Below are 12187 nucleotides of genomic sequence, written 5' to 3'. Positions count from 1 at the left end.
AAGGGACTTAACCGACTAACTTATAGTCCGCGCCGCAATAGGGGCACTTGGCCTCGCCCGTGGCTTCAATGGGCAGGAACACCCGGGGGTGGGAGTTCCACTTGCTCATCTCCGGCGTCGGGCAGTGCAACGGCAGGTCCTTGCGGGTCACCTGGTAGCTCTTCTGGGCATTGGGCGGGGTGGCCAGGCTTTCACGTTCGGCTGCGGACACGGGGGCCTCGGGGACTCTCTATAGAAGAGGCGCGATTATACCAATCCGCCTAGGACTCTGAGTCCTATGCAGCCGGCCCTAAGGTCTTCTGCCACAGCTCCCGCACCTGCTGCCGGGCCGGTTCCACCTCGTAAGGGGGCACCCGGGCCGGACGGCCCTCCAGGGTCAGGCGGTGCACGCGGCGGCGGAAGTCCCGGTAGGTGTCCGCCAGGAAGTTGCAGGTGGCCTCGGGCACCACGCCCGCGGCGATGAGCCCTTCCAGGTTGCGGATGTTGTCGGTCCAGTCCAGCAGCTTGGGGTGCTCGTGGGCATGGGCCAGCACCCAGTATTGCACCATGAACTCGATGTCCGTGAGGCCGCCGGGATCGAGCTTGAGGTCGAAGTCCTGCCCCACGCGTTTGTGCTCCTCGCGCATGCGCGCGCGCATGGCGGCGATGTCCTCCCGCAGCTTGTCCTTGTCCCGCGGACGTCCCAGCACCGAGCGGCGCACGCCGTTGAAGAGCTCCGCCACCTCCTTGTCGCCGGCCACCGGCCGGGCGCGCAGGAGCGCCTGATGCTCCCAGGTCCAGGCCTGCTGCTCCTGGTATTGGGCGAAGCCGTCCATGGAACTCACGATCAGTCCGGCTCCGCCGCTGGGCCTGAGGCGCGTATCCACCTGGTAGAGCACGCCCGAGGTGGTCGGGATGGAGAGGATGTTGATGACCCGCTGCGCGAGGCGCGTGAAGAACTCCAGGTTGTCCAGCACCTTGGGGCCGTTGGTCTGCTGCTCGGCGCTGCGGCTGTCGTGCAGGAACACGACGTCCAGGTCCGAGCCGTAGCCGAGCTCGAGCCCGCCGAGCTTGCCGTAGGCCACCACCGCGAAGCGCGCGTCGCGCAGGCGGCCGTGCTCGATGCACTGGGGCCGGCCGTGGCGCTTGATGAGCTGGCGCCAGGCGATCTCCAGCGCCTTGCGGATCACCTGCTCGGCGGTCCAGGTCAGGAAGTCGCTCACCTTCATGAGCGGCGCGTTGCCGGCCAGGTCCGCCGCGGCGGCGTGCACCACTGCCGCCTGCTGGAACTGGCGCAGCGCGTCCATCTGCATCTCGAGGTCATCAGGTGCGATGCCGGCGAGCATACTTTCCATCTCGGCGTACAGCGAGTCCTGGGAGGGAAACTCCTTGAAGATGCGCGGATCGATGAGCTCGTCCAAGAGGATCGGCGAGCGCACCACCATGTCCACCAGCCACACGCTCTCGGCGGCGAGCCGGGCGAGCTGGCCCAGGGCCGTAGGGTTCTCGGTCAGCAGCGAGAGGTAAGCCGAGCGCTTGGCGATGGCCTCCACCACCCGCGCCAGGCGCTTCAAGGTCTCGTCGGGCGTGACGCCTTCCTTCCTCGCCTCCACCGCCGCGGTCACGAGCCGGGGCAGGAGCGCCTGCAGCAGGCGGCGCGAGCGCTCGCCCTGCTCCCGCGTGGCGCCCTCCCGCAGCGAGTGCAGCACCCGCGCGCCCTCCTTGGGATCGGCGTAGCCCAGCGCCGCCAGGCGCGCCTCGGCCTCCGCGTCGTCGGCCCAGGCCACGGCGTTCTTGGCCTCTTCCTGCACCGCCTTGGGGGCCACCACCACGTTCTGGAAGATGCGATGCACCGCCTCGCGCTGCACGTCCAGTTCCTGCTTGAGCGCGGCCCAGTCCGGGTAGCCCATGCTGAAGGCCAGGCGCACGCGGCCGAGCTCGTCCTCCGGCAGCTCATGCACCTGCTGGTCGCCGGCCTGTTGCAGGCGGTTCTCGACCCGGCGCAGGAACACGTAGGCGTTGAGCAGCGCCGCTGCGTCCTTGGGGTCCAGGTAGTCCTTGGAGCCCAGGTACTTCAATACCGGCACGATGCCGCGCTCACGCAGCTGCGGCTCGCGCCCGCCGCGGATGAGCTGGAACACCTGGCCGATGAACTCGATCTCGCGGATGCCGCCGGGGCCGAGCTTCACGTTGTCCGAGAGGCCGCGCCGCTCCACCTCCTGCGCCAGCATCGCCTTCATGTCGCGCAGGGACTCGAAGGCACCGTAGTCGAGGTAGCGGCGGTACACGAAGGGCCTGAGCGCCTGCAGCAGCTTCTCGCCGGCCTTGATGTCGCCGGCGATGGGCCGCGCCTTGATGAACGCGTAGCGCTCCCACTCGCGGCCGTGGTTCTGGTAGTAGGTCTCCATGGCGTCGAAGCTGAGGGCCACCGGCCCCGCCTCGCCGAAAGGCCTGAGGCGCAGGTCCACCCTGAACACGAAACCGTCGGCGGTGGACTCGTCCAGCGCCTTGGCGAGCTTCTGCGCGAGGCGCAGGAAGTACTCCTCGTTGTCCAGGGGCCGCTCGCCGTCGCTAGCGCCGCCCTCGGGGTAGGCGAAGATGAGGTCCACGTCCGAGGAGAAGTTGAGCTCGCGGGCGCCGAGCTTGCCCAAGCCCAGCACCACCAGCGACTGGGCCACGCCCTTGTCGTTGCGCGCCGTGCCGTGTCGCTCCGCGTGCCAGCGGGCGAGGTGCGTGAGCGCGCCCTGGGTGAGCGCGTCGGCGAGGTCGGAGAGGTCGCGCAGGGTCTCGTCCAGGTCCGCGCCGCCGGCGAGGTCGCGCCAGGCGATGCGCGTCATCTCGCGGCGGCGGATCTGGCGCAGGCGCGTCATCAGCACCCGCTCGTCCGGCACGTCCTTCAGCTGGGCCTGCACCCGCGCGGCGGGCGAGGCGTCGGAGTTGAGGTCGCCGGAGGCGGCCAGCTCCTCCAGGAACTTGGGGTCGCGGGCGCAGTTCTGCGCCACGAAACCGCTCACCGCCCATACCCGCGACAAGGTCTCGGCGGCCGCCGCCGGCGGACGCTCGGGAGCGCCGCCGTTCTCACGGTAACGGGACTCGGCCGCTTCCAGCGCGGGAAGCAATACGGCGGGGATGGCGGAGGCTCGGGTCATGCGTCTGGTTAGGCGCAGGGCTGTCGGGGCATGTACCCTAGCACAATGAGCAGTCCCCGCCCCCGTTCCCGTCCGCGTCCTGAGCGACGCGAGACCTCCCGGCTCCTGCGCTTCTTCGCCACCGCCGCCAAGGGCCTCGAACCCCTGGTCGCGGACGAGCTGAAAGCATTGGGCGCGAAGGAAGTGAAGGAAGCGCGCGGCGGCGCGAGCTTCGAGGGCACGCCGGCGGACGCCTACCGCGCCTGCCTGTGGCTGCGCACCGCGAACCGGGTGCTCTACCCGGTGGCGCGCTTCCCGGCGCCGGACGCGGCAGCCTTATATACCGCCATCCGCAACATGCCCTGGGAGCAGGACGTGTCGCCGGACGGCACCCTGGCGGTGGACTTCGGCGGGACCAGCGAGAGCATCAGCAACACGCAGTTCGGCGCGCAGAAGGTGAAGGACGCCATCGTGGACCGGTTCCGCGACCTCACCGGCCGGCGCCCCTCCGTGGACCGGGTGCGGCCGAACCTGCAGGTGAACTGCCACCTCCACCGCGGGCTCGCCACCGTGAGCATCGACCTCTCCGGCGACAGCCTGCACATGCGCGGCTACCGCGAGGCCGGTGTCGCGGCGCCGCTCAAGGAGAACCTGGCGGCGGCGCTGCTCCTCAAGTGCGGCTGGCCGGAGATCGCGAAGAGCGGCGGCAGCTTCGTGGATCCCCTGTGCGGTTCGGGAACGCTGGTGATCGAGGCTGCGCTCATGGCCGGCGACGTGGCGCCGGGCCTCTTGCGTGACTACTGGGGCTTCCAGGGCTGGCTCAAGCACGACCAGAAGCTGTGGGAGACGACGCTCATGCAGGCGCGCGAGCGCCAGAACGCCGGCCGCGGCAAGGGCCCGACGATCCTCGGCATGGACATGGACGCCAAGGCCATCCTCGCCTCCCAGAAGAACGCCCGCACCGCCGGCGTCGCGCCCGCGATCCGCTTCGAGCACAAGGCCCTGGAGGTCAACGTGCTGCCGCCCAACCTCGCGGCGGGCCTCGTGGTCACCAACCCGCCCTATGGCGAGCGGCTCGGCACCGTCGAGACGCTCGGGCCCCTCTACGCGGCGCTGGGCGACTGGCTGAAACGCAACTGCCGGCACTGGAAGGCCGGCGTCATCACCGACGCCACCGACCTCGCCAAGCAGACCGGCCTGCGGGCCCGCAAGATCAACTCCTTCTACAACGGGGCGCTGGAGTGCAAGCTCCTGCAGTTCGAGGTGGAGGAAGAATGGTTCATGCGCGGCAAGCCCGCCGCGGGAGCCGCCTGAGTGGGCGCGCTCACGGCCCTGGCGCTGTTCCTGCTGTCCGCCGCCGCGGTCTGGTACGCGGGCATCAAGCTGTCCCTGAGCACCGACGTGCTCTCGGACAGGCTCGGCTGGGGCGAGGCCCTGGGCGGGCTGGTGCTGCTCGGCATCGTCACCACCCTTCCCGAGATCGCCATCACCGCCAGCGCCGCGCTGCACGGCGACATGAGCCTCGCCATCGGCAACATCCTGGGCGGCATCTCCATCCAGACCGTGGTGCTGGTGGTGCTGGACGTGTTCGGCCTCGGCGCCACCGCCGCGCTCAGCCACCGCGCCGCCTCCCTCACGCTGGTGGTGGAGGGCCTCATGGTGGTGGCGGTGCTGGTGGTGGTGCTCATCGGCACCCAGATGCCGCAGCACCTCATCTTCCTGCGGGTCACGCCGCCGACGCTGTTCATCGCCGCGCTCTGGCTCGGCGGCCTGTGGCTGGTGAAGCAGTCCCGCAGCGACCTGCCCTGGCAGGATGCCGGCGCCGCCCCGGGCGGCCAGCGCATGAAGCGCGGCGGCGCCACCAAGGCGCGCGCGAAGGAGGCGATGCAGCGCCGCAGTTTCCTGCGGGTGGTGGCGACCTTCGCCGCCGCGGCGCTGGTGACGCTGGGAGCGGGCGTGCTGCTGGAGGTCACCAGCGAGACGCTGGCCAAGCAGCTCCACATGGACGGCGTGGTGTTCGGCGCCACGCTGCTCGCCGCCGCCACCGCGCTGCCGGAGGTGTCCACCGGACTCGCGGCCATGAAGCTCGGCGACTACCAGCTCGCCATGAGCGACATCTTCGGCGGCAACGCGTTCATGCCGGTGCTGTTCCTGATGGCGACGCTCCTGTCCGGCGAGGCGGTGCTGCCCTCCGCCCACGAGACGGACATCTACCTCACCTGCCTCGGCATCCTGCTGACGCTGGTCTATATGGTGGGGCTCATCTTCCGCCCCCGCCGCCAGGTCCTGCGCATGGGCCTGGATTCCCTGGCTGTGCTGCTGCTCTACGCCCTCGGCATCCTCGGCCTCTTCCTCATCGGCTGAACTTCCCCGCTGAGCCGCTGTAGGGCTACTCATAAGCAACTTATGAGGGCCTAGGTAAGTCAATGACTTACGTATGACGCGCCAGCAATTGGCGCAAGGAACAGCCGCAATAAGGACCCAAAGTTGGGATGGTGAGCCGTCAAATTGTGAAAAAATCCAATTTGACCCGCTATCCTTCGATCCAAAACGATATTCGGGACTAAGCTAGCTGTCGATCATTCCCGTAGGGGTACGGGAGCGTGCCGATTCAATCGAGGCACAAGGACATAAAGGGAGAATTCGATGAAGCCGCAATGGGACGGTATTGTTAAGGGCATTAACGAAGCTTCCAAGGTCTGGGGACAGGTCCAATCAAAACTTCAGGACCCCCTTCCACTGCCTGGGCCTCCTGGATCCTTGTCCCACGAGTCGATTACGCGGACCCTCGCTGAGTGCGTAGCCCTCATCACGCAAATCAGTCAGCGTAACGATATCAATGGCGTATTTCTCCAGACCTACGAAGCAGGTATTCAATCGAACGTTGGGATGCTGGTGCCCATCATTGGCAATTTGAATACTGGACCTGATGCTGTAAAGCAGTTATCAGAGTGCCTCGCACGGACGGTTTCCAGTTTGCCATGGCTGCTTCCGTCCTCTTTAGCCGGAACCGCCAAAAAGAAATTTGCGGACGCGGGTTTCCAAGCGAAGGTAACGTCGCTGGATTCATTGGTTTTGGAAGTGCAGGAGTTGCACGACAAAGCAGAAGACGCGGCGGACCAGGGCGCTGCTGATTTACTGGCGCTAAACAAGACAATTACAACGCTGCAGGAAGAGGCCAATAAGCTGTTACAGCAAATTCGCGCCCATGAGCGTGAAATTAGCACTGCGATGACCAATGCTCAGGGGAATGCTAAAAATGCTTCGTCTGCAGAGGGCACCATCAACGGACTAATCGGCGAACTAAGTGCCGGGCTAGAAAGCTACAAGAAGCTGGACCAACAGATTACTGCCCTTCGAGATCAGGCCGACGCTGCGCTTCGTGGTGCAAGCCGAGTTGGACTTGCCAAATCCTTTGCAGATCGCCGGCAGTCCTTAGATACCGCAAGAAAAGCATGGTTTGGCCTGTTCGCCTTTGCCTTACTCTGCCTAGTCTTTGGGACGGGTGTTCTAGCAAACGAGATTATGAGTTTGAACCCGAACAGCCAGCCCTCGGAGTACGTCAAACTTGTGATTCATCTCCTCATAGGCTTTCCCTTTATTTGGGTGGCTTGGTTTGCGGTTCGTCAATTCGGTAGAACTGCGCGACTGTCAGAGGACTATGCGTTCAAAGAGGCTGTGGCCATGTCCTTTGCCGGCTATGCCAAAGAAATGGGCGCTGATCCCGAAATGCTGAAAAAGCTGCAGCAAACAGCCATCGATACGTTCGGTGCTAATCCGATCCGCGTCCTCAGCGAGTCCGAACCTGTTAGTCCAGCACACGATTTGGTGAGCACCTTGATGGACAAGGCCGAGCCAAACAAGGTTCTAGAGTTCATGACAGCATTGGTCACTCGAAGTAAGGACTAAACGCTGGCTCTCGTTGCGCCTTATTTTGGCGATAGAGCGGCTATCGCTTCCTTTTCCAACTCCGACTTTAGAACTTTGATCTGTTCATGGCTCGGGCGCTGACTCATGCGCCGTTTAGTTGCAAAGTCGTTGAACACCGCCTTACTTCTCTCGATTCCTACAAGATTTCCCATGTACTCAAGATAGTTTTCTTGAGGAATGGGGAATGATGGTTCTTTCCATTCTCTCGGTGGAAAGAGCCTCGCCTTTATTTTGTAGTCGTCGTGTAATTCCACCAGCCTCCAATCAAAGGTGGCAAAAAACGTATGGTGGTAGTACCCGTCTTGGTCCATGGAATTAATTTTTTCGATCATCCGAATCAACATCAAGTCCCACGCCATCGCATTTATTTTCTGTGGAACCTTTGGTGCCCCCAGCCCCGCATTAGCGGGATCAAAAAAATTGCTCTTTTGCGTGAGATGTTTCAGACCTACCACTAGTTCTCGTGCCGGAATACCGGACAGCACTTCATCAGCGAACTGAATTAGCGCATCCGCCTTCTTGGATGGCGAAGACCTCGATCCATGCTTGATAATAGCGGCCTTCAACAACAGACAAGATAGTTCATCGTGGCGTCTCAACTCGTCTTCAAATGATTTCTTTGAATCGGCTTTGTCATAGAGTTCCACCAACCCCGCGACCTTACTCTCTATCTCGTCTTTGTCGTATTCGAGTACAAATTCGCCTGTTGCCAAATAGTGGTCTTTGTCCGCATCCATGAATCGCCAAAGCGATCGGAGCCGTTCTTTGATTTCCTCTACCTTCCCTAGCAGATAATTTGGATAGTTCTCGGTTACGTAGAATGCCAACTGCGTTGATAGCTGGGTTTCAAATATCTTGCGTATCGCGCTATCAACGATCTTCCCTTCTCGCGACAACTTGTAATCCGGTTCATTTATAAGTTTGTGCACATTGCATAAACCGGTCAAAAGTGGGCGACAAAACGGCTGAAACTGGTCAACAGAACCCGTCCAAGCCGGACGCCTCGCCGGTTAACTCTGAGCAGCCGCCGTAGGAACGCCGGTGCTGGTCAGCCGTTGCACAAGACCAAGCGCACCCAACGCTCAAGTCACTGCTGACGATCTCAGAGCGCCTAAGGCGGAAGCTGGGCGACCTGTTCTAAGACGCGGGGGCCCTAGCAGTTCATCCAGTCGGCCGAACCGATTGGTATTTCCTTCTCTTGCAGCCATTGTGCCCACCTTGTATTGGGTCGGGCGACGCCCTTTGAAATCACCCAACGGGCAACGATGCCTCTGTATGCGCTCGCGGTCCCACCTGGCATCGGCGGCACGTCGATGTATATCTCCAAGATGACATCGCCCTTGTGGGCGCCGATGTCGGGAATGTCGCTCACCGCCGCCTCTTGGTATGAGCCGTCCGCAAACTTAATCCCGCACGCTTGAATCCTGGACAGGACGCTGCCGCCGGCGACCGACTTGATCTTCCCCAACGAGGCCTTCACATCCTTGCCGGGCGATGCCGCCCATGCAGGCGCGGCCGCAGCAAACCCCAGGGCAATACCCAGCAGCCAAGACCATCTGATTGCGGTCATCTGTCTCCAGCTCCTCATCCGCCTGCCTTTGGCGCCAACTCTTCTGGCTCTGTCTTCGCCCCATACATGAAGCGCGTCGCCAGGGACCGCAGGCTCTCGTCGTACTTGATCTCATGCGCCCACTTCAACGTCAGGTTGACCAACCGTGGATCCGTGGGCTCCTCCGCGATGGACGCCAGCACGGTGTGGCCTCCGATGTATGTCCTGAACCGAATGGTGTCGAAGGTCTCGGACGGTAGCATCAGAGACTGCTGGCGAGGTATGTAGGCACGGTAGACCTGGACGCCATTGAGCGTGGCAAGGTACCCCGAAATGCCGCCCCGCGGGCGGTCGAAGGTGACCTGGAGGTCCTTCGGCACGAACGTGCCCTGCGGCTGGACCGTCGAGATCCAATAGCGCAGCCATCCCGGAGGACCGGCGTAGTCGATCAGCAGCACCGGGGTCAGGTTCCTGCCGCGCAAGTATTTTGCGGTGCGCTCGAACGCTTCCCAATAAGCCTCGGGGGAGGCGGTCGAGACCGTTTGCAGGTCTAGACCTGTGATGAGGTCCGAGGTTACTGTGAGGGCCACACGGTCGCGGACGGTGGCGTCGAACCAGTCCTGCTCATTCAGGGCCACAGTGCCGCGCCTGGGCGTCACGAACTCGCCCTTGCCCATCTTGTTGATGGTCAGCGCGTGCTCGATGCCTATGTCAGGGGCATATTCGGCGCGGCGGAACATGGAAACGGGCGCGATGCTGCGCGCGGGGATGAAGCCCGTCGCGGACGCCCACTCCTCCACTTCCCGCAAGCGCTCAACATCGAACTCGGCGTTAGCAAGATCTTGGTTCAGCGCCGCGTCGAACATCTCAGCCAAAGCGCGTAGCCCGTCGCGCACGATGGCGCGCTGGGCCTCGAAATCATCACGGGTCGAGTCCTTGCGCAGCCGCTGGTAGGTCTCCACCAGGCCCTCGAACTCCTGTCCCTCCACTCTGGCCAAGAGCAGCTTCACGTAGTCGCGCAAACGCTGGGTGGCCTCGTTGTCCGTGCTCACCAACCCGGACACGTACTGGCTGAACTGCCGTTCCGGATGCCACGGACCCACCTCCGAGACCATCAGGTACAGGAGCTGTACCCCCATCACCTTGTCTTGGTCGGGCACGTTACTGTTCATGCTGTAGATGCGGCCCGAGATCGCCGGCTCGTTGCCGATCTCGTGCATGGCCGTCCAGACTTGGTCGAGATACATGCCGTAGTCGCCCGCCGCACCACGCGATGAATACTGGCGGAAGATGATCTGCAAGACGTCTGACCGGCCACGAGCCGGCCGCCATCCGCCCGCGCGTGTGCCCCCGGCGCGGGTCGTGATCCCATCGATGAGGCTCCGCCCGAGCCGGGACGACAAAGGTTGGTCCCCCTTGCATTCGGCGCCGGACAGCAGCAATCCCAGGGCGGCAAGCACAGTCATGTCCTGCCACAAGTTCTTGATGGCGCGGCCCACCAGCGCCGCCGCCTCGTTGCCGCTCATGTCCGACAGATCGTCGGCATCATTGATCAGCTTCTCCACCTCCTCCACGTCCTTGCCGATCACGTCGTTGACAGTCAGCCGCCACCCACGCATCGGCAGGCCGGTTATGCCGCCCAGGCGGAGGTCCAAGGTGTCCGCCCAGCGCTGCAACATGTCGAGCGCGGCCTCCGCCCCCATGGTGTCTCCGCGATGCACGGCGGTGAATACCATATTCAGGATCTGCGAGATATGCAGCATGTGCAGCCGGGTCGTGTCCTGGGCCCGCGGCCACGCCTCGAATGACACCTTGTCGAAAGGGTCGAAACCGATGGAACGCAGGGTCTCGTAGGAGCCGACGAAGTCGTTCAGCGCCGCGTTGTAGGCTGACCGCAGCGGCGGCTTCAGCTCCACGGGGACACACTTGGAGTGCTCGAGCACGCCCTGGTCCTCGACGGCGCGGTTCCACCAGTTGCCCAGTACCCACCAGATCGTATTGGACAGGAACACAGCGGATCGCTTGAAATCCAAGTGCTCCAGCCCGTTCAGCTCGATGGCGAGGCGATACGGCACGCCGGTGACCTGCCGGAAATAGAAGTCGTCGTCCTTCAGGGTCTTGGTCGCCGCATCGAAGATCGGCACGTTGATGCGTAGCCATTTCTGGTGCATCACGTTCAGGCCGCTCCGGTCCATCAACAACGCGAAGTTCCCCTTCTCCCTGCCCTTCGAGTAGGCGCTGGAGCGGATAAGGAGCACGATGAAGCTGAGCAGCTCCTTGTAGGACTTCTTGAACAGCTCCTGGCGACTGCTGTGAAGCGCCTCCAGGACATCGCCCTTGAACTCCTCGAGCAAATCCTCAACCTGGGGCCGCGGCGCGGGTGCCCGCTGCGTCCAGCAGAGGGCAAACCACAGGAGCAGCCGGGTCACCCAGCCTGGTTGCTCGCCGGCCAGCACGCGGACCACGCTCATCTTCCCCTTCGACGGGGTGTCGAAATCCACAGGGAGCAGCAGCTTGGGTTCTTGTCCCAATAGCTTCTGCCGGGATGTCTTGGTCTGGGGAGTGCGGTTCAGCTTCCGCCGCCACAATCTCAGGGCCCACTCTAGGATGCGGAAGTTGATGGCGGAGAGATAGACCTGCCAGAAGAAGTACCGCTCGCTGACTGGATCACCGTACGCCCTCCAGTTGGATCCGATATAGATGCTATGCCGACCCTCGGGTAGCAGCGTGGGATCGTCTGCTGCCTGCACCACCAGCCACTGCTTGAACAGGCTGCGCACCTGCTCCGGCCAGATGACCGTGAAGACGTAGCGGCGGATGGTCCGGGACCGGGACTCCGGAACCAGGAACGCGAACGAGCTGTACAGGAAGTACAGGGTACCGGCGATGTTGGCGACAAACCATGCGATGTCCATCACCATGACCCACTGCACCAGGTAGCGGTCGTCGAACCAGAGCAACACGTACTGGATGGTCATGCACAGGGCCAGTGATAGCGACGACACGGTCACGACCAGGGCGCAGGAATCGCCCAGGTAGATTCGTAGCCGCACATCGGACTCGTCACGCTTCTGGAACAGGAACGCGATGAGGACCACCACGATGGGGAACGTGAGGGCCACGATGGTGCCCTGCAACATCCACGGCGAGCTGAAGTACGCCACCAGCGTCGCGTGGTCCTCGAATGCCTTGAACTCCGGGAACGGCCAGCTTGGCTCGTACTCAAGCAGGTTGATGAAGAGCAGTATCTGTAAGGCCCCCAGCTCGAAGGCGGTTTGGCGCGGCAGACGGCCAATGCCGACCATCAGCCACTGGCCGATGCCATAGCGCTCCCCGCAGTAAAGCGGATTGCTCCGCCACCAGCAGAACAGCTCAGTCGTTGTCAGGTACTCGCTGGACCGCAATAGCCAACCCAGCGGATACCACAGATAGGACCACATTGATGATTCCCCTGAATACCGATGCTGGACTGCGCTGCTTCCCCTGACCAACCTGTGGCCGTGAGTCTAGTTGCATAAAAGGCATGGCGCCAGAGGCAGCGACGCCGGATACTTAAGCCCCAGATCGAGTCTGGTTCCGCCACCGGGAACCAGACTCGACC

The 12187-nt window shown here is 63.1% G+C and carries 8 protein-coding genes; 3 read left to right on the top strand and 5 right to left on the bottom strand.

The annotated features are described in order from the left end of the window. Positions 1-7 precede the first annotated feature (7 nt). Both VF651_06435 and glnE read right to left on the bottom strand, forming a co-directional pair. Complete coding sequence (locus VF651_06435; protein ID HEX7965338.1) at positions 8-211, bottom strand: zinc-finger domain-containing protein; 204 nt, start codon at positions 209-211, stop codon at positions 8-10. Between the two features lie 64 nt (positions 212-275). Next, the gene (gene glnE, locus VF651_06430) at positions 276-3128 is read right to left on the bottom strand and encodes a bifunctional [glutamate--ammonia ligase]-adenylyl-L-tyrosine phosphorylase/[glutamate--ammonia-ligase] adenylyltransferase (protein HEX7965337.1); all 2853 of its coding nucleotides are present in this window, start codon (positions 3126-3128) and stop codon (positions 276-278) included. Positions 3129-3173: 45 nt separating this feature from the next. On the opposite strand from glnE, the gene VF651_06425 reads away from it, so the two are divergent. The 3 genes from VF651_06425 to VF651_06415 all read left to right on the top strand — a co-directional run bounded on the left by VF651_06425 (position 3174) and on the right by VF651_06415 (position 7016). Continuing rightward, entirely contained in the window at positions 3174-4421 is a 1248-nt protein-coding gene (locus tag VF651_06425; GenBank protein HEX7965336.1) for a THUMP domain-containing protein, read from the top strand. Further along, positions 4422-5471, top strand: coding sequence for a sodium:calcium antiporter (locus VF651_06420; GenBank protein ID HEX7965335.1), 1050 nt, complete (start codon positions 4422-4424; stop codon positions 5469-5471). Between the two features lie 282 nt (positions 5472-5753). Then, positions 5754-7016 carry a hypothetical protein gene (locus VF651_06415; protein HEX7965334.1) on the top strand — a complete coding sequence of 421 codons (1263 nt, stop codon included), beginning with the start codon at positions 5754-5756 and terminating at the stop codon, positions 7014-7016. A gap of 20 nt (positions 7017-7036) precedes the next feature. On the opposite strand, the gene VF651_06410 is transcribed toward VF651_06415, so the two are convergent. From VF651_06410 to VF651_06400, 3 genes are all read right to left on the bottom strand, one after another. Next, positions 7037-7933 (bottom strand): hypothetical protein, encoded by an 897-nt coding sequence (locus VF651_06410; GenBank protein HEX7965333.1) that lies wholly within the window; start codon positions 7931-7933, stop codon positions 7037-7039. A 257-nt stretch (positions 7934-8190) separates the two neighbouring features. Continuing rightward, positions 8191-8607, bottom strand: coding sequence for a hypothetical protein (locus VF651_06405; GenBank protein ID HEX7965332.1), 417 nt, complete (start codon positions 8605-8607; stop codon positions 8191-8193). Between the two features lie 14 nt (positions 8608-8621). Further along, positions 8622-12026 carry a hypothetical protein gene (locus VF651_06400; GenBank protein ID HEX7965331.1) on the bottom strand — a complete coding sequence of 1135 codons (3405 nt, stop codon included), beginning with the start codon at positions 12024-12026 and terminating at the stop codon, positions 8622-8624. Positions 12027-12187 lie beyond the last annotated feature (161 nt).

This window comes from Gammaproteobacteria bacterium, from assembly GCA_036383255.1.
Taxonomy (GTDB): Bacteria; Pseudomonadota; Gammaproteobacteria; order Natronospirales; family REEB76; genus DASUBN01.
The sequence above is the reverse complement of the archived record's forward strand: the minus strand, read 5'-3'. Positions and strand labels throughout refer to the sequence as shown.